Annotated in this window: 15 protein-coding genes; 7 read left to right on the top strand and 8 right to left on the bottom strand. The window is 55.2% G+C overall.

The features are described 5' to 3' along the window. Positions 1-228: 228 nt before the first annotated feature. Positions 229-2,391 (top strand): hypothetical protein, encoded by a 2,163-nt coding sequence (locus RIB44_07245; protein ID MEQ8616374.1) that lies wholly within the window; start codon positions 229-231, stop codon positions 2,389-2,391. Between the two features lie 31 nt (positions 2,392-2,422). Further along, complete coding sequence (locus RIB44_07240) at positions 2,423-4,699, top strand: WecB/TagA/CpsF family glycosyltransferase (protein ID MEQ8616373.1); 2,277 nt, start codon at positions 2,423-2,425, stop codon at positions 4,697-4,699. A gap of 35 nt (positions 4,700-4,734) precedes the next feature. On the opposite strand, the gene RIB44_07235 is transcribed toward RIB44_07240, so the two are convergent. The 3 genes from RIB44_07235 to RIB44_07225 form a co-directional block, all read right to left on the bottom strand. Then, complete coding sequence (locus RIB44_07235; GenBank protein ID MEQ8616372.1) at positions 4,735-5,346, bottom strand: hypothetical protein; 612 nt, start codon at positions 5,344-5,346, stop codon at positions 4,735-4,737. Positions 5,347-5,400: 54 nt separating this feature from the next. Further along, the gene (locus tag RIB44_07230; GenBank protein ID MEQ8616371.1) at positions 5,401-6,483 is read right to left on the bottom strand and encodes a DUF1559 domain-containing protein; all 1,083 of its coding nucleotides are present in this window, start codon (positions 6,481-6,483) and stop codon (positions 5,401-5,403) included. Between the two features lie 131 nt (positions 6,484-6,614). Continuing rightward, complete coding sequence (locus RIB44_07225; GenBank protein ID MEQ8616370.1) at positions 6,615-7,388, bottom strand: hypothetical protein; 774 nt, start codon at positions 7,386-7,388, stop codon at positions 6,615-6,617. 245 nt (positions 7,389-7,633) lie between these two features. Between RIB44_07225 and RIB44_07220 the strand changes: the two genes are divergently transcribed. Further along, positions 7,634-8,851: a sulfatase-like hydrolase/transferase gene (locus tag RIB44_07220; GenBank protein ID MEQ8616369.1), complete on the top strand. Its 1,218-nt coding sequence runs from the start codon at positions 7,634-7,636 to the stop codon at positions 8,849-8,851. 373 nt (positions 8,852-9,224) lie between these two features. Beyond that, a complete protein-coding gene (locus tag RIB44_07215; protein MEQ8616368.1) occupies positions 9,225-12,977 on the top strand; it encodes a hypothetical protein in 3,753 nt (1,250 codons plus the stop codon). 3 nt (positions 12,978-12,980) lie between these two features. Here RIB44_07215 and RIB44_07210 read toward each other — a convergent pair whose 3' ends face one another. Together RIB44_07210 and queG are read right to left on the bottom strand one after the other, a co-directional pair. Further along, positions 12,981-14,048 (bottom strand): tRNA-dihydrouridine synthase, encoded by a 1,068-nt coding sequence (locus tag RIB44_07210; protein MEQ8616367.1) that lies wholly within the window; start codon positions 14,046-14,048, stop codon positions 12,981-12,983. Positions 14,049-14,201: 153 nt separating this feature from the next. After that, positions 14,202-15,275, bottom strand: a complete 1,074-nt coding sequence (gene queG, locus RIB44_07205) for a tRNA epoxyqueuosine(34) reductase QueG (GenBank protein MEQ8616366.1) — start codon at positions 15,273-15,275, stop codon at positions 14,202-14,204. A gap of 158 nt (positions 15,276-15,433) precedes the next feature. On the opposite strand from queG, the gene RIB44_07200 reads away from it, so the two are divergent. From RIB44_07200 to RIB44_07190, 3 genes are all read left to right on the top strand, one after another. Continuing rightward, a complete protein-coding gene (locus RIB44_07200) occupies positions 15,434-15,904 on the top strand; it encodes a hypothetical protein (GenBank protein MEQ8616365.1) in 471 nt (156 codons plus the stop codon). A gap of 176 nt (positions 15,905-16,080) precedes the next feature. Next, the gene (locus RIB44_07195) at positions 16,081-17,214 is read left to right on the top strand and encodes a hypothetical protein (GenBank protein ID MEQ8616364.1); all 1,134 of its coding nucleotides are present in this window, start codon (positions 16,081-16,083) and stop codon (positions 17,212-17,214) included. Positions 17,215-17,276: 62 nt separating this feature from the next. After that, a complete protein-coding gene (locus tag RIB44_07190) occupies positions 17,277-19,217 on the top strand; it encodes a preprotein translocase subunit SecA (protein ID MEQ8616363.1) in 1,941 nt (646 codons plus the stop codon). Between the two features lie 7 nt (positions 19,218-19,224). Here the strand turns inward: RIB44_07190 and RIB44_07185 are convergent, their stop codons facing one another. From RIB44_07185 to RIB44_07175, 3 genes are all read right to left on the bottom strand, one after another. Beyond that, positions 19,225-19,665, bottom strand: coding sequence for a PIN domain-containing protein (locus RIB44_07185; GenBank protein MEQ8616362.1), 441 nt, complete (start codon positions 19,663-19,665; stop codon positions 19,225-19,227). Further along, a complete protein-coding gene (locus RIB44_07180; protein MEQ8616361.1) occupies positions 19,662-19,892 on the bottom strand; it encodes a hypothetical protein in 231 nt (76 codons plus the stop codon). The genes RIB44_07185 and RIB44_07180 overlap by 4 nt, the downstream gene beginning before the upstream one ends. A gap of 104 nt (positions 19,893-19,996) precedes the next feature. Continuing rightward, a complete protein-coding gene (locus RIB44_07175) occupies positions 19,997-22,201 on the bottom strand; it encodes an FdhF/YdeP family oxidoreductase (GenBank protein ID MEQ8616360.1) in 2,205 nt (734 codons plus the stop codon). Positions 22,202-22,377 lie beyond the last annotated feature (176 nt).

Here is a 22,377-nt window from a genome sequence, read left to right as displayed (position 1 = left end):
GTTCCCCAGGGTGTTCTCAAACATAGGACGGTCCCTCTCTGTTTCGCGTGGATACTTCTCGTCTCGGCGAACAACGGACACCGCAGGATCGTTACTTCCCGAACGATTGGCTTTTCCCGCAATGATCCGCACGGGGTGGGAAAATTGAGCTACGTTTGTGCAGCAAAATACGCCCCAAATAGGCGCGCGGTGATATAGGTGTCGCCGGCAGCAACAGGATATTTCCCCATGAATCAAACGCAATCTTTGTCTCACAGCGTCCGTTATGCAGTTCGTCGACTGTTGGACTACCGTTTTGTCTGGCTACTTACTGCAGCGGGATGCGGAGTGCTTGCACTACTGTTCTCGCTCGTCAGCTCACGACCCTGGGAAGCATCTCAAGCCGTGGTGGTTCGCCAAGAAGCGACTGCTTCGGCTGACAATCCGGGTAAGTTTTCCGATCTTTATGCGATGCGGACGCTTCAGGAAACGATTCTCGAACTCGCAAAAAGTCGCCAAGTAATCGCCGCGACGCTTAAGGCGGTTGACTCGGCTGCCAGCGGGTCTCCCGTCGGTGAACCTTCGGCAAGCGAAATCGACGAATTCCGTGATCAATTCACAATGCTTCCCCCGGGTGGGGCGGAGTTTGGTAAGACTGAAGTTTTCTATTTGAGGATCAAAGATACGAATCGGGCAAAGGCCTTGCATCTGGTCGCTGAAATGACGCGACAACTGGACTCCCGACTGCAAGAGCTGCGTAACGAGCAAGCACAAGGCTTAGTCGAAGAGCTGAAGCAACAGGTCAAACTTGCTGAGCAGCTCAATCAGGAAGAAACGCAACGATTGGCCGCGTACGAAGCCGCGATCGGATCGGATCTTGGCGAATTGCGGATGCTGCATTCCTCGTTCAGCGGTCAGAGCGACCTGCGGCAACAGTACGTGAACTTGGAAACCCAAGCACGCAGTTTTCAGACCCAGATGCGCGACTCCAAGGAGTTGCTCGAACTGCTGCGGTCTGCTCAGAGCGACCCGTCCCAGATCGTCGCCACGCCTAACTCATTACTAGCCAGCCAACCGGCTTTGCGTCGCTTGAAGGATGGGCTAGTCGACGCCCAATTGGTGACGGCCAAGCTGCAAGGAACTCGATCTGCCGAACACCCACGAGTTTTGGCTGCACACGAAGCTGAGCAAGGCATTCGACGCGACCTTTTTGAGGAACTGCAGTCGGCTATCGGGGCGGCTGAAGCAGAGCTGGAACTGAATACCGCCCGACATGCCGCGGCGAGAAAACAACTGACTGAGCTCGAATCGCGTTTGGCTTCGCTCGCTGAGAAACGTGCTGAGTATTCCAACCGCGTTGCAGCCTTGGAAACAAGTCGTCAAACGCTTGATCGCGTCAAACAACAGCTCAACACCGCGCAAGCGAGCCGCTCAGCAAGTGAGAAGGCTCATGTTCTCACTCCGCTGGACGAGCCAGAGACCGGCTCCAGTCGCGAGGGAATCGGCATGGCAACCATGTCGATGGCAGGATTGCTCGGCGGATTGTCGCTGGGTGTCGGTTTGGTCCTTCTGACGGGCGGACCTTCTGTCGTTGCTCCCGTTGCGGCCAGCCCGGAGCGGACTCAAGAATCGCAGGCCGCCCCGACACCTCCAACGCGAGAGTGGTGGGAATCTGCAGAGAATACCAGCGTCTCAACAAACGATGAGTCCTCTACTGAGAAGGCGGAGGCAGCGCGGAGAGTCGCCGAAGCGGAAGCAGCCGAAAAAGCGGCCAGGGAAGAGGCCGAAAGAGAGAATGCTCAGCGCAAAGCGCGCATCGCGGAGCTCAACGCTCGCGAAGGCGTCGTCATCAACTCTGCTAAGCCGTCGGCGGCTGAAGATGCCGAATTCGACGAACCTCCTAAGCCGATTTCCTCAGTTGATGATCTAGGCTCTACGGAAGTCTCAGAGGACTCAGTTGCTGAGCAAACTCATGTGGCCACTGAGGAACAGCCAGAAGAGTCTGAAGTACCAGAACCGATTCAAGCGACCCAATTTCTAGATAACCCGGTTGAGCAGAATGCAGAGTCAGAAGAAAGCGAAGAATTAGCCGCTCCGTCGCTGGTTGATTCGTCAGATAGCACGGTGAAACCGGAGACTCCAGTAGAAACTGAAAAGGAAACTGAAGAACCGAACCCTTGGGCCAACTACGTGATGCCCGTGGCCGAAAAGCAACCTGAGGAGACTGAAGAGAGAGCGGTTCCCCAACAAGCAGCTCGCCCTGAGGTGCCAACGGTTTCATCGCCTGAGAAGACCCTAATGCTCAATCCCGGTGTCCTCCCTTCGACTGGAGGAACGCTCGAAGAAGCCGAACAAGAGTTCGCAGGAATGTCGCTCGAGGAGGCGATGAATGCCGCTGTGGAATCTCGCTAGTAGTTGAGTCACCTTCGCGGCTGAGTTCATTATGGGCTTCTTCATTGCCATCGTTGTCATCAGTGCTCTTTTCTGGAGAGTCAGGCGTACGCAGGATAGTACGCTTCTGATGGGAGCCGGAACTTTCGTTGCCGTCGGGTATGTCCTTCAACATCCTTTCTGGCACGCCTCGGTTGGTCCCGTCACCTTCACTGTTGACCGTCTGCTGCTTGCCGGGCTGTTGGCACTTGTTGGTCTGGCTTGGCGGCAAGGGAAGCTGGAACTGAGCGGATTGCACACGGCTGATTGGCTTGTTGCGGCACTGCTCGGTTACCTGACGCTCCGTTGTTTCCTGACACCTCCCGCGGGGGTGGTACGATCCAACGTCGGCCCTTGGTGGCGACTGATCGCCAGCTTTTGGATGCCGGCGATTCTTTACTTCTGCGCTCGCGTCGGTGTGGTCAATCGCAGGAACTGGAGAGGGCTGCTCGCAATATTCGTCTGTTTAGGTGGATACCTGGCTTTCACGGCTGTTGCTGAAGTGAAGCACCAATGGTGGGCGGTGTTCCCAAGCTACATTTCCGACCCAACGTTGGGAACGCATTTCGGTCGGGCACGTGGCCCTGCCCTCATGTCGGCTAGCCTTGGTGTGTTTCTGACGATTTGTTTTTGGGCGGCTTGGCTGTTGTGGAGTCGGGCAAAGCCCCTTCAGCGAGTCGTACTAACCGGTCTCCTATTCGCGATGGCGTTGGGAGTCTACTACACCTACACACGTAGCACATGGTTGGGACTGGCTGGCGGGCTGGCGATTGTGCCGCTGTTGCAGATGCCTCGAAGGGCCAAGTTTGCTGTCGGAGTAACGGGCCTCTGCCTAGCGATCACGGGCCTGGCTCTGTTCGGAACGGACCTTAAGAAACTGGGACGCAAGGACTCTGATGCGTCGGCGGAGCACTCGGTTTACCAACGAGCATCGTTTGCTTACGTCTCCTGGGAGATGTTCAAGGACGCTCCTGTGTTCGGCCACGGGGTTAGCCGCTTCTTTGATTTGAAGATGCCTTACTTAGCGGATCGGCGACAGCAGATTGAACTCGATTCGATTCGCAATTTGGACCACCACAATACGCTTCTCAGTATTCTGGTGGAGACGGGAATCATCGGATTCGCATTATTCCTGACTGTGCTGACAAGCTGGACCCAAGCCGCGTGGCGGCTGTGGCGGGACGCGGAAGTGCCCGCATGGCAGCGTTCACAGGGGCTGTTTGGTATCGCCACGATGGTTGCTTATCTAGCTACCGCGCTGTTTCACGACCTGACGCTCTCGCCACCCGAGCAGTGGATGCTGTTTCTCGTCAGCGGCGTCTCAGTCAGCCTAGTAGCGCAACGCCAACGAGTTTTCGTTCCGTCTGGTGATACGCTTCCGATAGCTCAACCCACTACAACTGCATTGAATTCGCCCCGATTTGCTTTGAACACCGCGCTCCTAACTCAATACGAGAAGCAAGAATCCATGTGCCAAAAGGTAGAGACTAAGAACCCCACGCCGAAAAAAGTTAGCCTTCTCGGAATGGAGATCGACTCACTCAACATGCAACAGACGGTTGATCGAGTCCTCCAGTGGTGCGCCGCTCCACGCGGTGAGCGGTGTCGTTACGTTGTGACGCCGAACGTCGATCATGCAGTCATGTTCCAAGAGAACGCCGGATTGCGTGCCGCGTACGAAGATGCCTCATTAGTCTTGGCTGACGGTGCGCCGGTCGTGTTGGCTTCGCGAATGTTGCAAAAGGCGCTACCCGAACGAGTTGCCGGAAGCGATCTGGCCCCGGCTCTCTTCAAGAGAGCTTCGCAAACTCCTGCAGGGACTCAACGTCCTCGTCGGCTACTGAGGGTTTTTCTGCTTGGAGCCGCTCCAGGTGTTGCAGAACGTGCCAGGGCGAACATTCTGTCTCGCTGGGCCGGCGTTGATGTCGTCGGTGTCTACTCGCCTCCGCTCGGTTTCGAACATAGCGAAATCGAGAACGAAAAAATCTACGCAGCCGTGGCTGCCGCTCAGCCTGATCTCGTGCTACTCGGCTTGGGGGCTCCGAAGCAAGAACTTTGGATTCACAAGCATGCCGACCGGCTTGAAGCGAAAGCGGCACTTTGCATCGGGGCCACGATCGACTTTCTAGCCGGTGAAAAGCAGCGGGCACCACTGTGGATGCGAAAGACCGGCTTGGAATGGCTCCATCGCTTGGCGACTGAGCCGAGACGGCTTGCGAAGCGCTACCTGAGAGACGGTCTCGTTTTTCCGCGGCTTGTCTGGCGCGAGTGGTTGCGGTTGGAGAGTTGAAGACTGTGAGCCAGTGAACGTCACGATGTCTGTGATCACTCAAGGTCGAAGCGTGGGCTTGTTCGTGCTTCACGGGTTTGGCCGCCAGAGTCAAACCCTAGCTCAGAAGCGGTGTTGTACTTTTCAGCCAGAAGTTCCTTGCCACCTTCCTGCTTCGAAATTCTCACGCGATACAGCCCGAGATAGACTCCCGGGTAACCGCCATCTCCCATGTCTGGGCGGTTGAGGGAAACGTATCCGCGACGGTCGGTTGTGCCCTTTGCAGGGGCAAAACCTTCACCCATGAAGGGTTCAGGGTCAAGTATGACTTCTGCACCCGGAAGCGGCTTCTTCTTGTAAGTCACGGTGAAACCGGCAGAAGCTACTGAGCCCGCGGATGCCTTGTACTTCGCGATTCGCTCACCGAATTCGTCACCTGAGATTAGTTTGTCGCCGTTCGTGTCCCATTGGTCGAAGGCCATCAGCAATCCCGGAGCGGCTGCCGCCTCCGAGGGATCGATCTGTCCATCGCTATTTGCGTCGCACTGCTCAAGCGCTTTTGAGGAGGACCATTGCGGATCGAAATCGGGTCGGTCGAGTTTCGCTTCGCAGCCAAGCAACAAGAGGCATGCTGAGATCGAAACTAGAACACTTCTGCAATGGTTCATTCGTGGCTTCACACTTGATCCTTCAGGTAACGGTACTTTTACGCACTGGAATCTCTAGTCTTCGCTTACGAACTGACCATCGTTGCGAGAGCAAAGCGAGCTCAATACAAACAGATCGACATCGAACGAAGTAGTATCAACTGAGCCATCACAGCGGGCATTGTTGAACCCGGCGGCATGAGGGCCTCCAAACTGCTGGCTGCAGCTGCCTGGGCCGCTTCCATCAAAGCCGGATCTATCTTGACGTGGAGTTCGACCGGTGACTGTGGCGGCCACCAACATGGTGGGGTCGTTGACGTCGCGTCTCGGTCCCCAGCGCAGATTATCCCAGTCGTAGCCATGAAAAAGGGAGTTGTTGTCTCCGCAGTGATCGCCAGTGTCGTAGGAAAGTGGATTGTGATACTTCTCAGCCAAGAGGAACGTGTTTGAGGTTCCGTCCGAGATTTGGCCAATCGTGACCTCGCTTCTGTACCCAATGGCCCCATTGGGCTCGATACCGATGCTGGCTGCATTTTGTGCGGGAGTTTCGATCGTTGCAAACCCAGGACAGCTTGGATAACTGTCGAGGCAAGTTATCGCTGGACCTGCGATCGGAACTGCGACATCCCCTTGCCAACCGTATCGAACAGTACCACCGTTGCCAGCGTAGTCAGTTCTTCCGGCAACCTCTGGATTCTGTGAATAGAGCGTCTCGTCCGTCTTCACGATTGGGTAACCAACGGCAGCTCGACGGCTGGGGCAATTGAACATCGGAGCGACCGTCGACCGCAGAGCAACGATCGCAGTTACTTTATCCGTACCGGACAGGCCCTTAGCCATGTCAAAGATGTTTTGATTTTCCATGAAGGGCAAAGTGCTAAAGGCCCAGCCACCGGGTTGCTTTTTACCGAAACCCATATCCGGCTCGCCTGACCATCTGAATCCCCACCCGCCTGTTGGGAAGTAGCCGAACTGAGCCTCATGGTTAATGGCCGCAAGGCTAATGTTCTTCAAGTTATTGAGGCATTGCGTTCTTCGAGCCGCCTCACGTGCTGCTTGGACAGCGGGTAAGAGTAATCCTACGAGGACACCGATAATGGCGATCACCACAAGGAGCTCGACTAGGGTAAAGCCCTGATTAGCTTTGGAAGTTCGCATTTGATTTCTCCAGATGCATCCGAGAAGGATAATGCATCGAAAAGTGATAACGACAAGGAGTAAAGAGAAGTAGACTTTTCTATTCCATGTCTAAGAAGACGATCAGAAGCCTATCTTTGTGTTGCAATCTGTTAATGTGGTTCATCCTCTTCGGGATCCATTCCGTCAATGCTCAGGCCGGGGCGTTGTTCCTTAAGGGTTTTATACTGCTGGGCAGTAATCTGCCCGCTCGTAAGCGATAGTCTTTTCAGCGAAGCGATCTTCGAAAGATTTTCCAGAGACTCGTCTTGAAGTGGCACATTCTTCAGAACGAGCCATTCTAACTTTCCTAGTTGCGTTAGCGGTTTGAGGTCGCCCGTAATCTGCGTATCGGAGAGATCAAGAACTTCAAGCGCGCTTAGGTTCCCAATGGATTCGAGTGACTTGCCAGTGAGAGGAGTTCCAGGCGCATGGAGTGCGGTTAAGGAACTTAGCCCCGTAAGGTTTTCAGCCTTCGCATCGTCAATGGTCGTATTGGCCATGTGCAGCGAAGTCAGCTCCTTGAGCTGGCCTACTTGCTTAAGCTGCTCACCGCTGATGGAATTGCCCGTGAGGTCAAGTACCTTCAGCCAAGGCAAATCGGAGACCAGCTTTATTGCTTGGTCGAAGTTCTCCTGACTTCGTACCAAGGCAAGATTGACACTGCCAACATGATTGCCAGAATCTCCCGAGAGAACTAACCCTCCGAGTTGTTGGATCTTTGGCTTCGCGGCGGCCTCAGCTGCTTCGAGTCGTTTCTGTTGGCGAGACCAAAGGAAAGCTGCTACTGCTCCTATCCCAACCAATAAGAGGACGAGATAGACCGTGCTTGAGCGGCTGCGAGAATTCGCAGTGCTTTCTGGGGTTTCGACTGTTGATTCTTCCATTGATGGATCTTCTGGCGACACTGTTTCGGACTTCACGGAGTCCATGAAGTGCTACGTGAGAAGCGTCGCGAAATCGATGAGTAGTGGATAAGATGAGCTTTGCCGGAGAAATGGCAGACTAGAAAGCGTCTAACTCTCCGCCGTTGCAGATTGTACGCAATTTGCGGTCGACTTAAAACCCAATGCGAAAATGGCTTCATTCGGGCGATTCCCGCCTTAGAGAGTTGCAAAGATAAGGTGCCCCGGTGTCTGTTCCCAATTTGCTTCTAATTGTCATTGATGGCTGGCGAGCTTCTTCATTGGGTGCCTACGGCAACAGCGGATTGCCAACTCCGAATTGTGACAAGCTGGCCAGTGAATCATTGCTCATCGATCACCTGCTGTGTGATTCCGTGGAATTGCCTGATTTCTACGATTCGCTTTGGAACGCGAAACACAGCCTGCAAAATCACTCAGACGAATACTCGATCTTGAACAGACTTGCTGACAAAGGCTACCGCACATCGCTCTACACGGACGAACCTTGGCTTGCAGAAGCGGCAACTAATTTGCCGCTCGAGCAATTGTCTTTCCTTGATCTGGAAAGAACAAAGGCTGCGAGTTCGGTCGCTGAGACTTCTTGCGGAGAGCTATTTGCCATTGCTGGAGAGCAACTAGCGAAATCGAGAGGTAATGATCCAAGAATCGCATGGATTCACGCGCGTGGATTCCACGGTCCTTGGGATGCGCCGATGGAGTATCGCCAACAGCGTCTTGTCGAGGGCGATCCGCCACCGCTAGACTTTGTCACCCCCCCGCAGTTCATCGAGAGTGACGATCCGGATGAGCTGTTCCAATATCGGACTGCCTACGAAGCTCAGATGGCTGTCTTGGACGAATGCCTAGGCGATTTCTTTGCGGCTGCCTACTCCACAATTGCAGAATCTACCCTCATGGTTTTAGCGGGCAGTCGCGGGTTCGCACTCGGGGAACACGGGACACTTGGTACTGACGCTCGTCCGCTCTACGGAGAACTTCTTCATGTGCCTTGTTTATTGCTAGCCCCGAACATTGATCAGCCTATTCCCAGGTTCTCAGGCCTGACGCAGCCAATGGATTTGGGTGCGACAATTTGTGATTCGATGCAACTTGACGTAGATTCTGCTAGCAAAGACGGAAGGAGCTTACTGCCAATGATTGCTAACGATGCAGACAACTGGCGGCAGTGGATACTTTCTGGCAGTGGTAGTGGCAGTGAATCCGCACTGAGGACCCCGGCTTGGTTGATGCGTACAAGCGAGGGCACCTCAGAACTTTTCGTGAAACCTGACGACCGTTGGGAGTCGAATGAAGTGGCCAATCGCTGCCCAGAAGTGCTAGCGGCTATGCAGGCTCTACAGACACAGTTATCGAAGGGAGAGGAAGCAGGGATCGAGCTAACTGAGGAAGAACGGGAAATGTTGTTGATCGGGCCAAATAGCTAGCACCACTTCCTTTATTTCATCTCCATGCCTTGATTCGGCGTAAGCTGAAATCTGACGTCGACTTAGGCCATTCTTTACGACCGATTGCTCTGGCAACCTTCGTGCTTGCAGCGTACACTCCGCCCGCGTTTTAGAGGCCAGTGATAGGCCGATTGCCAACTAGACTTGGCAGGCGCAGAGTTCGATATCTAAAGCCTATTCAATCTTCGATGATCGATTAGCAATGCACGGAAGCATTCGTCGAACAATCCGGAGCTACAGGTCCGATCAAGGGCTTGGTTACCCGCGCTTTCTCATATTTGCGGCGAGCCTTCTTATACTTCTGGTTTGCAAGCAAGGAAAAGCGGCAGAAGAATCGGAACGAACGGTCAAGTTGCGATTGATCTGGGGACGGGCCACTCAGGCTCAGGCAAAGAGGACTGATTACTGGGCTGGGAGGATTCGTGTTGAGTCCGGCTCGATTCTCAAGATGCACCCGCTGGGTAGCCATACCGACGAGGCAGAAGCCCTAAGACTTGCCGGAGATGAAGTCGTTATACAACCTCGATTGAGTCGATCCTTTGATGGTTGTGATCTCGAAGTCGAAGGAACATTGGCTAGCAACCTCATCATCTCACTGGAACCGAACTCGAAAGGGACTGCGGGTGAGGCGAACAACTTCAGCATTCCTCTCTCGGAAGTGTTCGATCATGCAGCTCGCCATCGATTGAATGACGGACTCGGGTTTCTGATTGTTGATCGCGCTCCGGGTGATCGACTTCGTGTGGCGGTTGATCGCTCTTCGATGGTTTTCTCTCCAGGTGAAAAGTGGCAGGCAGTCCTTAGCCCCGGCGCTGATGAAGATCTACCGAAGCAGCAGTTAGAAGTAACTGCCACGGTTCGCAACCTGGCTTCAGGCGAAGCGATATCACAAGAGTCGATTGTTTGGAACTTGGAAGAAACCCGGACGATACCGTTTGAATTTACAGCGCCCGCAAGCGAGGGCGCTTATTCGATTGAGTTCAGTGTCAATGAGAAAAGTGGTTTCGCAAAGCGTTGGATAGCCGGTAGTAATTCAGTAGCAAAACTTCGTCGAACGATCGAGTTGGTCGTGGTCGATCCCGAGGCACGTCTGCCTCGGCTGAGTCAAGAGACAACTCCGGTACTTACGATCGATCCAGCGAAACCTGGGTGGTGGCAGCGCTTGCCGAAGTGGGCGCGTCGTTCACCACTGCCTGGGGTTTCGAAGACTTCGCCGTTGGGCAACACGCAGCTTCGTAAGGGTTCTCAAGAGGGCTTCGTGTCCCTTCCTGCAAGCGACGAAAACAAAGATCCGAACTGGCAGGCGTTTACTCTTCCGGTCCGACAGCCAGGCCAGCCCCATGTGGTAGAAATTGCTCTGCCCTCAGATCGGCAGCAGCACCTGGCCATTAGCATTCTGGAACCGGACGCCAGTGGGAATGTTCAAGAGTTTGGTCGAGATACGGGTGCAGTACTCTCGAAAGGATCGAACTTAGGTAGCTCGACAGGCTCAACGACAAAACGGCTGACTTTCTGGCCTCGGACCTCTTCGCCTGTGCTCTTAGTCGTCAACCGATCGAAGGCTGAGGCAGCCGAGTTTGGTCGCGTTGATCTTTCGCTTGTTTCACAGGAGAAGTCAGATGTCCAAACACCTGCCCAGGCCACTGGCAATCGCATGGTTGCAGCGTATCTGGCATTGCCAAAGCTTGTCGAATACTTTGGCGCTCCTCAGCGATACGATGCTTCGACGGGGGTGAGCGTTGATACTTGGCAATCGCATCTACTGGCCGCCAATCGGCTTGCCCAACAGCTCCATGCCGGTGGTTACAACGCTGCGGTCGTGACCATTTCTGCTGAGGGCAGCACGCTAGCACCCATCGCTAGCCTCGGCGATTCACCTCGATACCAATCGGCAAAGATGACCGAAGTCGATGTGATGCCGCGTGATGTTCTGGAAGTTCTTTTGAGAGTTTTCGATCGAGAAGGCCTCAAGCTGATTCCTGCTGTGCAGTTGAGTCACGCTTTACCGGCCTTGGAAAGCTTGAAATCAACCAATTTATCACGAGGCGATCTTTACTGCCTCGGTCCAGAAGGGCGGGCTTGGCATGAGGATTCTTCATCCTCACCAGATGCTGGGCCAAGATACAACTTGCTGAGCCCTTTCGTCCAGCAGCAGCTTGACCAGTCGCTACATAAGCTTGTTGATCGATATCGCGACCATCCCGCATTAGGTGGCTTAGCGTTGCAGGTTGCAGGGGATGGCTATGGAACGCTCCCTGGCGTCCTCTGGTGTTTGGATGATCGAACGGTGGCCCGTTTCGCACAGGATACGGGTATCGCAGTCCCGGCAGAGGGACCTCAAAGATTCGCTCGTCGTGCGGAGCAGCTTGGTGGGGAGAATCGACCTGAGTGGTTAGCTTGGCGGCAGACGATGCTCTCGGACTACTACGTACGGCTAGCGAACTCCTTGCGTCAGCGACGTAGTGACTGGAACTTATTGCTATGCACCGATCGCTTACTCACTGGCCCGAAGCTTGTTGAAGGTGTCCAGCAGTCGGCAATCGGTAAAACCTCGCTGCGGCGAGAATTGGCAGAAGTGGGCATCAATCTGCCTCAGTTGTCTCGCACGGAGGGCATCTTGATACTCAGGCCGCGACGCTTCAACGCGGGGCAGTCGAGACAGCAACAATCGGTTGCAGGTTATCTCAACGAAGTCCGCGATTTGGATATCGATGTTTCGAATCAACAAAGTGTCGGCACCCAAGTCTTTCATGAGCAGCTCCCGCTTCGCTTGCCTAGCTTCGATCGAGCGAATCCCTTCTCTGGTTATGCAAGGGTTGAGTTGGCAAGTCCTTCACTGCCTTCAGACGATTCGGTACGCAAACCACTGACCGATGCGTTGGCCGAGGACGATCCTTCCCTCTTGGTGACCGACTTACCGTTGGCCTCTTTAGGAGATGCCCAAACTTTCCGGCCGTTGATTGGTGCCATTAGCGAACTTCCGCTGCCGCGATATGAAGTCAGTACCGAGAAGCAGCAACCGCTAACCACGCGAATCTATCGCGAGCCGACAGCGACCACTATTTGCTTCACCAACGTCTCCCCGTGGCCTTGTAAGGTGGAGTTCTCTCTGCAAGGCGAGCAGCCAACTTCCTTCAAGCGACTCGGTTCGCAAAGTCTCGGCAATGCATCGGCAAGCGCTGCAGAGAAGCCGCTTGCCGAAGGGATTCTCCCAGTCGGAAGGGCACGATGGTCCGTCGATTTGGCCGCCTACGATATTGCGGCTTGGCGATTCGACTCGAAAGGAATGCGATTTGATTCGCCTAAGGTTCAATTGTCGCCGGAGGCGAGCCGGCAGTTGAGCGAACGAATCGCGGAGCTAGAAGATCGGCTGGGGCGTCTTGATGTCAGGCGAACTTATCCGGGGCTCAAGAGTCCCGGCTTTGAGATCCAACAGGACGCACCTTTGGAAAAAGCATGGCAAGTGCGTTTGGGTCGTCATGGAAGTGTTGACTTCAAAGCAGAACCGCGATCGGGCAAACGGGCACTAAGGCTGGTCAGTGCGGATGCCATCGGAGTCGCGGCTGAGAGTAACTCATTCGCGATCCCCAATACAGGACGTGTCGCTGTGAGCGGCTGGTATCGTTTGGCGGCTCAACAACCCCAGTCCCGCCTGTACCTTTCGGTGGAATACAGCGTGCCAGGCGGCGCGAGAAGGTTACATCAGGCACTGCCACCCACTCAGGGAGAATGGACGGAGTGCGAGCTCGTCCTGGATGAGCTGGCGGCCACCGAGGATACGCAACTGCGAGTTCAACTTCACCTAACAGGCCAAGGAGAGGCCGCCGTGGACGACCTGGAATTGTTCGATTTGCAGTTCGATACACAAACACGCATTGATCTGGCGAAACGTGTGTTCGCTGCGAAAACGGCTCTTGAGAAAGAGCAATATGTCGACTGCTTACGACTGGTGGACGGTTACCTGCCGCGTTACTTGCTCGCTAACGTTCCTGGTGCACCAGCCGTACAGACAGCCGAAACCCAGTCGGGAAACCAGCAGACGCCTGAGAAAACGCCACGGCTGACGGATCGTTTTCGCCAATGGACGCCTCGTCTTTGGCGTTAGAGGTTAGGCTTGAACAGCCACATCGCCGGCACGGATGGGCTCAGGCTCATCCACAACAGGATGGACTCCAGGGCCGTCAGTCGCGTACCACTTGTCGAGTACCTCACGCCACGCGCCAGCCCTTTTCACGGAACAGAAGTCTGTGCGGACTTCCTTATGCTCCGGGTGAAGCTGCGAATACTTGATGCCAAACTTTCGCATCGTTGGCACGCAGCGATCGGCTCCGTAGAGCTCTTCGGCAATCGTATAGTGCTCGGCGATAATCTCCCGTTGCTCGTGTAGCGTGGGAGGTTCCGGCATCGGTAAGCCGGCGGCAAGAGCCCTCGCCTGTTGGAAGATCCAAGGATTGCCAATCGCACCCCGAGCCACCGTCACGCCGTCGACGCCGGTGTATTCAATCATGTCGAGACACGCTTGCGCTGTGAATAAGTCGCCGCTTCCCAACAACACACGCTCTCCCGCATGTTGCTTAAGGTCCCGCAGAAAGTCCCAACGCGAAGGGCCATTGTAACGTTGTTTGACTGTCCTGCCGTGGACCGTGATGGCCACAGCACCAAGGTCGAAGGCCCCGTCGAAGATCTTGTAGAACTGGTCAGTGCTTTCCTGCTCATCGTCCATGCCGCGACGCATTTTAACGGTGACAGGAATGCGATCTGGCACGGCATCGCGAACCCTTCCGATGATTTCGAGAGCAATATCAGGCTGGCTCAGATGGAAACCACCCCGGCAGCGTCCTAAGACTCTCTTAACAGGGCACCCGAAGTTGATGTCGATGACGTCGAAGCCCTTCTCCACGAGCTTCAACGCTGCCGGTCCGAACTGCTCCGGCTCTGCACCCATCAACTGGCCCGCAACGGGATGCTCTTCGTCGGCCACGTGCATCAAGTGGCTTGTCTTGCGGCGTTCTTTCACCTGAAGAACGAAATAGTCGAGCATCACTTCGCAAAGCGTGTAGGGCGCACCCAACCGACGGGCGATCACCCGCATTGCCGTGTCGCTATAGCCCGACAACGCTGCCTGGACGACAGGAAAATCGAGCTGAATGTCACCGATCTGAAGTGGCTTGAGCATGGAAGCTATTTTCGCTGGAAAGGCCCAACCGTCAACAATGAATGGGACGCGGAAGAACGCGGATTGAGCGGATCTTCGCTGATCCTGCGAGTGCTTAGCCGTAACAAGGTTCTTTAAGTTGGCACTAAGTGTAACTGCAGAAAGAAATCCGTATTATCCGCCCGATCTGCGTTTATCAGCGTCCAAATTATCTGTTACAGCGATACACTCGAGCGCCCAAGCGCAGGCCTCACGGACAATCGGCTCAGCATCATTGAGCCCTCGCTTCAGTGCCGGTACTGCCGATTCGCAGCGTTGATTGCCCAGTACAATCGCCGCATTGCGCAACAGCCCCCGTCGATGCGGACGCCAGAGCGGTGTCTTACGGAATCGCTGGCGAAAGGCAGGTTCGTCCAGGTCAAACAACTCAGCGAGCTCTACAGGATTCATCCCAGCGAGCGGCTGATACGACGGCTCCTCAGTTTCTGGGGCGCGGTTGTTCCAGGGGCAGACTTCTTGGCACACATCACAACCGAAGAGCCAATCACCGATTCCATCTCGGAGGTCGAGCGGGATTTCCGAGCGGTGCTCGATCGTCAGATAGCTAATGCAGCGCGAGGCATCCAACACGTAGCTCTGCGGGAAGGCGTCGGTTGGGCAAGCGTCGAGGCAAGCCGTGCAGCTACCGCAATGGTCAGCGGTGAACTGTTCGTCGTATTCTAGTAGCTGGTCGGTTAGCACCGCTGCCAAGAAAAAGTAGCTGCCTTCTTTTCGGTTCAGCAGCAAGGTGTTTTTACCGACCCAACCAAGTCCCGCAAGTTGAGCGAATTCGCGTTCCAGCAAAGGTGCCGTGTCCACAACACCACGAGTATTCCCTGCGGGCGACCATTCGCGTATTCTGTCGGCCAGTGAATGAAGTTTGGGTCTGATTAAATCATGGTAATCACGTTCTCCCCAAGCGTAGCGAGCCACTCTGCCCTGCCCCGGTTGCGGCATGTTTGGCTGGACGGTTTGGTAAAGCATCCCCAGCATGATGATGCTCTTTACCCCTTCGAGCACATGTCTCGGACTCGAATACGCTTCCTGCCGCTGCTCAAGATAGTGCATCTCTCCCGCGTAGCCGCGAGAGAGCCACTCAGCCAGCCGGCTGACCCCGGTCGGCTCAACTGCTGGGCATATGCCGCAGAGTGCGAAGCCAAGTTCGGTGCTCGCTTCTTTGATTCGCGTAGAGATTTCCAACGGCGTCATGCTGAGATTCTAGCTTGCAAAGGCCTTTGTTTTCCGCACAACAGCAGAGTTTTCTTGCGAATTCTTCGTGCCCCAATTAGTGTGGAGATAGGCAATTCTATTGCCATCGACTCCCCGGACAGATAGGCAATTCGCTAACAGAACCAGAGGTGACAACCATGAATCTTCGTAAAGTATTGCTCATTGCCGCGCTAGTTGCGTGTCCGCTAGCCGCAACCGAAAAGGCCCAAGCCCAATGTGGCGGTTTCGGAGCTTTCGGGCTCGGTGCCTACGCTGATGTTGGGAATTTGTACCGGGTACTCTCTCAGAACGTCCCCTACTATTCCGCCTTCCCACCCGTCTACTACAGCTACCCCGTGCCCCGCACTTACGGACACAGCCCGTTTGCTTACCTTCCAACGCATGTCACGCCTGAGTACGCCGCCCCAGCGCCTTTGGCGATCGACAATCCTTATATGAAGGAATCGCAAACCGCCGCTGCTGATTCGCAGGTTGAAAAGCCGTCACTTGACCAAACGACGAGCACTCAGCAACGTGTCGAACCGCTAGCGATCGTGAATCCTTACGCGATGCCACAGGCTGATGCTGTTGAAGGCCCCATCTTGCAGGCGACATATATGGTTCGCTAAGAGCAAATAGTAGAAGAACTCAAAGCACGGCGTGGACTGCTAGCAATCCACGCCGTGCTGCTTTTTTGTACACGTCAACATCTGCTAGTGATCGGTCTGGACTGGATGCAGCAATCCGCTATCATCCGCCCGAACGATCGTGGGGGGACCGATGGCTGAAAGATAGGATGTCGCCGATGCGTTGCACACGATGTGCTCATGGAATAGTAGCCGGGCTCCTGGTCACGCTCTGCTTAGTGGGCTGCCAGAATCAGCAGGCCGCCCTGACCAACCCTTTCATGAGTCCCGACCGGGTACCGCCTCCTTCAACACGTGTGTTGACTCCAGGTACGGCGCAACCTTACTACGCCGGTGATCCTGTTCCTGGCGTTCCTGGAGCTAGTCAACCGCCTGCCTTTACGCCAACTCCAAACTACAACGGTGGCGCCCCGGCCTACGGGACTCCCGGTTCGACGCCGCCGGGTGGGTGGAACACCGCCCCGCAGCAAACGCCCTATACGCCTGCACCGGGATACGGGGTTCGACCCACCAGTGCCGAGATTCCTCTCGGGCCTGCCGACCAGCTAACGCAACAGCAATATGGCGGCCAAGCCATTGCATCTGGAATCGACACAATTCGCGTGCCGGAAGATCAGTCACGCTTGCGGTTTGAGCAAGTACAACCGACGCCAGCCCTCGCCACGGTGCAGCAAACGGACGACTCGATCTTACCGACGCCCGCTGATCCACCAGTCGCTTTTAACCAAGCGTCCAATGCCGTCGCCTACACTCCGCAGAGCTCGGATCAACTCAGTCCAGGCGATCTCAATCAGAATCTGGGGCCCGCTCGACTCCGTGCTGTAACGCCAGCGAGTACTCAAGCATTCTCTGCCCCTAGTTTCAACAACAGTACAAGTTCATTAGCCGCACGCGATGGCTTCCAGCCGCGGGGCAGCTCGCAGAATCGTGGCGTCGCTGTTCATAGCACGCAGGCTAGTTCAGGCAGCAGCCTCTTTGCCGCTCACGATGCGGCCGAACGTGCTGCCCAGGAAGCAGCAACTCGCTACGGCATGGGGCCAACCTACGAATGGTTGCGAGGCCAACTTGTCTACTCGCAGGAAACGGGGCAGTGGCGAGTTGTCTACATGCCTACGGGCTCAACACCCGATCAACTCGGCGGCAGTGTCGCCGTGGCGAATCCTCAGTTGCTTGGGCAACTCAACTCGGGCGACTTTGTCATGGTGCGTGGGCAGCTCTACAATTTGCAAAACGATCAAAACGCTTTCGCCCCGGTCTACCAACTTTCCGGCGTACAGCGGCAGCGACAGTAGTTTCGTGCTAGTATAATGACTTGAAACTAGCCCCTCGCCTCTAATCTCTCGCCCCACAACAAGTGTCGCGCGTTCCCACTGGTATCAATCGAAGTATGCGGGCCGCGACCGGCGATCGGATCGCCCGTTACGCTGCCTATTTGCCTCAGATTGAAGCTCTTGAGCCAGAAATGAAGGCTCTTGCTGACCCGCAACTCCGCAAGGCGAGCTTGGGGCTCCGCTATAGGGCCCGTAGCGGTGAACCGCTCGATAAACTGCTTGTCGAAGCGTTTGCGCTGGTTCGGGAAGCAGGGCGAAGAACGCTGGGGATGCGTCACTTCGAGGTGCAGCTCGTCGGTGGGGCCGCCATGCATCATCGCTCGATCGTCGAGATGCAAACTGGAGAAGGCAAAACGCTCACCGCGACGCTGCCGATGTACCTGGCGGCACTCGAAGGCAAAGGTGCCCATCTCGCTACGGTCAACGATTACCTTGCCAAGCGTGATGCGGAGTGGATGGAGCCCATCTACAAGGCGCTAGGTATGACGGTCGGCATCATTCAAGCACAGCAGCCGCAGGACGATCGTCGCAAGGCCTACAAGTGCGATGTCACGTACGGAACGGCCAACGAGATGGGGTTCGACTTCCTTCGTGATCGCCTGTTGCTTCGCAGTCAAGGAGAAGGACAACAAGACATCTTCGGCCAGATGCTTGGCGTGAAGTCTGGAAAGCAAGACCAGCCTGTGCAACACGGATTGCACTTCATGCTAGTTGACGAGGCGGACAGCATTCTCATCGACGAAGCACGCACGCCGCTCATCATCAGCGCGCTTCCGGGCGAAGATGAGAAAATTGCTTCCGAAGCTTACAATTGGGCCGCAAAGACAGCACCTGACTTTGTGGAATACGAACACTACGAATACGATCACGATGAGCGGACCGTCGAGCTCACCCTCGAAGGTCGGCAATTAGTTCGCGGACTGCAAAAACCAGAGGCGATGGATCGCCTGCCGCTCTCCTCGATTTATGAGTACATCCAGCGTGCTGTGAAGGTGAAGCGGGAAATGTTCCTCGATCAGCACTATGTGGTCCGCGATGGAGAGATTGTCATCGTCGACGAGTTCACAGGTCGGCTAGGAGAAGGCCGAAAGTGGCGTGCGGGGATTCATCAGGCGGTCGAAGCACAAGAAGGAGTCGAGATTACCTTCGCTACGAATCAAGCAGCGACGATTACGATTCAAGACCTTTTTCTCCGCTACGAACGCCTTTGCGGCATGACCGGAACGGCATCTACCAGCCGTCGTGAACTTCAGAAGATCTACAAGGTGCGCGTTGAGCCCATCCCGACGAATAAGCCGCCGATTCGCAAGCAGCTTCCCACAAGAGTCTTTGGCACCGCCGACCAAAAGTGGGCCGCGGTTGTCGAAGACGCCATCGCTGAGCACGAGAAGCGTCGCCCTGTTCTCATTGGCACGCGGACCATCGATAAAAGTGAGCACCTAGCGAAATTGCTCGAAGAGCGAGGAATCGAGTTCACTGTGCTCAACGCACGTCACGTAGCCCAAGAAGCGGAAATCGTCGCCGCAGCTGGCGAGCAAGGGAAAGTAACCGTGGCCACGAACATGGCTGGCCGCGGTACGGATATCAAGCTCGGCGAGGGTGTTCACGAACTTGGCGGACTGCACGTGATTTGTACCGAGCTGCACGAATCGCAACGTGTCGATCGTCAGTTGATCGGTCGCTGCGGTCGTCAGGGCGACCCTGGGACCTATCGGCAGTTCCTCGCTCTCGACGATGAGATTCTGCTATCAGGCTTTGGTCCCAAGAAGGCTCGCAAGCTGGAGGCCCACGGCGAGAAGAAGACCAAGGAACTTGGTAACTTTGAGCCACTCTTTCGCAAAGCCCAGCGAAAGGTCGAACGGAAGCAGTTCCGCGATCGGAAGGTGCTGCTCTATCACCAAAAAGAGCGGCAAAAGGTGCAGAAGCAAATGGGGCAGGATCCTTATTTGGATACGCCTGGGTAAGCTTCGATCAATTTGCCTGGATTACTTCAAGAACGCCGCTCCACGGCTTGACCAACGCGGTTACCGGAATCGATTGGTCAAAAGTTGCGAGCTTGCCGCCGTTGTGTTGTGCTAAGCCCGCCAAGTAGAGATCAGTAACCTGCTTGTGTCCGGTGAGTTTCGTGAGTTCGAAGATCGAACGGTCGAGGATGGAGAGTTCATCCGGCCAGAAACTGTGATTCTTCACCTGTAGCAGTGTCCCGAGTTGATCGGCGATCATCGCTGAATCAGCATTCACAGCGACGTAATTCGGATTACCAAGAATGCGGATTGTGCCGTTCTCGGTTAGTGGGCAAGTGGCCCAATTCGTAACCCGCTTTGAGAGGAACCAATCATGTGCGGCCTCGTAATTGATATGAGTTTCGTCGAGTAACGCGATGAGAACATTGACGTCGAGCAAGTAAATCATCGTTCCTCATCACGTAGTCGATTAACGAGGTCCATGTCAGCCTGGAATCCAGAGCCATTGTCCAGAAAAACGGGAATGCCGTCTCGTATTTCGACCTGCGATCTTGATGTCTCATGCTGAGTTGTTTCGGCAGTCTCGACTTCAATCGAGACCTTCGCCCCCTCAGGTAGAACAACCCCGGGTTCAAAAACAACAACGCCGTTGGAAACGGTGCCTTGATAAGTCATGATCTTCCTCGCGAGAGTAACGAACTTCCTGCAATTAAGTATAGTTCGTTGGAGGCGTAGCGAACAGCGAAGACTCACTTGCCCAATTACCGGCAGCAGCAACTTTAAGCAGACACCACCGCCAACGACTCTTTTTCCAAGGTCACCAACACACACTTGAATGCAGGCGTTTTACTCTTCGAGTCGAGATCCCGGCTCACCAGCACGTTTGCTTCGGGGTAGTACATCGCGATGTTGCCAGGACGTATCTCTTCAAAGGGGTGTAAGTGCTGGCCGTGCATGCTTCCTGCTGGGCCGTGAATGCTGACGGTCATCGAAGTATCAAGGCCGAGCCGCTGGATGTCCTCGGGGTGAATGAGCACGACGTCACGGCGAGGCACCCCGCGATAGAGGTCGTAGTCTTCGTAGACCACCGTGTTGAATTGCCCCTCGCTGCGGATGGTCATCAATCGCAGTTGCTCGCCTTCGCCTTTGAGCTTGGGAAGACGATGCGTATGGAGATTCGCTTTGCGATTGCTGGTCGCAAAACTGGGTTCGCGGAAAGTGCGTCCGCTGATCTGGAACTCTTGCTTGTTGGCACCGATGCCGGCGATTTTTTCGAAGCCGGGGACGATTGCGGCAATGGCTTCGCGGATCCTTCCCGTGTCGCGCATCAGAGGCCAATCAACGCCAGAAGTTTTTTGGCCGAGCACTCTTTCAGCTAGCGTGGCGATCACTTCGATCTCGCTCTTGGGACCCTCGTGTCGCGCGGGACCGCCATCGCTGAGGCGTACATAGTTAAACATCGACTCCTGAGTTGTCGCCTGTGGCTCTTCATCGCGAGCGAGTACCGGCAGGATGATCGTCTCGCGAGCGAGTCCGAAGGCGTGGCCCGTGTTGAGCGTGGTATTCAGATAAACCAACGTGTCGAGGTTGCTCAGCGACTTCTCTGCGTACGTGGAATCGGGATTCGAACCGTAAAGGTTGCCGCCCAAGCAGAAGCCGAGTTTCAACTCACCCTGCTCTGCCCCTTCCATACAGGCCATTGTGTCACGGCCTTCGATCGTTGGTAGTTTCACATCAAAGTGACTTTCCAACGAATCAAAGATGGCCGTCTTGAGTTGCGGCGTGACTCCTACCGAGCCGATCCCTTGCACGTTGGAATGGCCGCGAATGGGCATCAGTCCGGCACCGGGCCGACCGACCATGCCTCGGAGGAGAGCTAGGTTGGCAATCGCTTGCACGTTCTCCACGCCATGTTCGTGGTGGGTAATGCCCATCGTCCAGCTAAAGACAACATTCTTGGCCTTCGAGTAGCGGTCAGCGATTTCGTAGATCTCTTCTTGCGAAACCCCACTCTTGGTGACGATCTCGTCCCAACTGGTGAGGCTCAGTGAAGTAGCTAATTCTTGCCAGCCGTTGCAATGATTATCCAAGAAAGTCTTGTCATGCTTGTCGAGTTCAACAATGCGTTTCGCGACGCCGGCCAACAGTGCAAGATCTCCGCCGATGTGGGGCTGAACGTAGAGGCTGGCAATCTTCGAACCGAACAGCAAGCTACGCACGTCGCTGGGGACGCTGAAATTGACCATCCCGGTCTCGACGATCGGATTGATGACGATTACTTCGCCACCGCGACGTCGCACCTGCATTAGTGTGCGCTGTAGACGGGGATGATTGCTGGCAGGATTCCCGCCGATCACGAACACCATGTCCGCTTCGTCGAGATCCTCGAGTTGAATCGTAGCGGTACCACTGCCGGTCACACTCGTGAGGCCAACGCCGCTGGCTTGATGACAGTAGTAGCTGCAATTGTTGACGTTATTCGTGCCGTACAGGCGCGCAAACATTTGCAGCAGAAAGCCAGCTTCATTGCTGCTCCGTCCACTGAAGTACCAAAAGGTTTCCTCTGAGGTTAGCTCTTTCAGTTTTCTAGAAATCCGCTCGTAGGCTTCGTCCCAGGAGATCGGCTGGTAGCGTTTCAACTCGGGCGTGTAGAGGACCGGCTGCGTGAGCCGCCCGCAATCTTCGAGTTCTTTGGGCGTGAAGCCTTTGAGCATCTCGGGGGTGTACTTCTGCCAAAACTCGGTAGTGATGGCGCCTTGCATGTCCGCCACCATCGCCTGTAGAGATTTCTTGCATACTTCTGGAAAATGGCCACTTTCGTTGACCATCCCGCCACGCTGGCCACCCATCCCCAGAGCGCAGGTTTTGCAGGCGTTTTTGGAACGCATCGCTTTCCATAGCTTCCACAGACCCCCGGCTTCTTGGGCTTTGCGGAATGTGTAGGCCACTGCTGGCCAACCGCCACCTGTCTTCACCTTTTTCATGCTGGGTGCTTTCTGTCTCAGTATTTCAAGCGATGGCTAGCCGTGGGCGGCTAATCGCGATAGGTTTTCAAATAGTGGCCTATACTCAATCAACTGGACTAGCATAGCTGGTGGCTATCGGATCGCAAACGAGCCGAGAACCGCTTTTCCAATGATGCTGGAGCCAGCGACCACGG

The organism is Lacipirellulaceae bacterium (assembly GCA_040218535.1).
Lineage (GTDB): Bacteria > Planctomycetota > Planctomycetia > Pirellulales > Lacipirellulaceae > Adhaeretor.
This window is presented reverse-complemented; position numbering and strand designations above follow the sequence as displayed.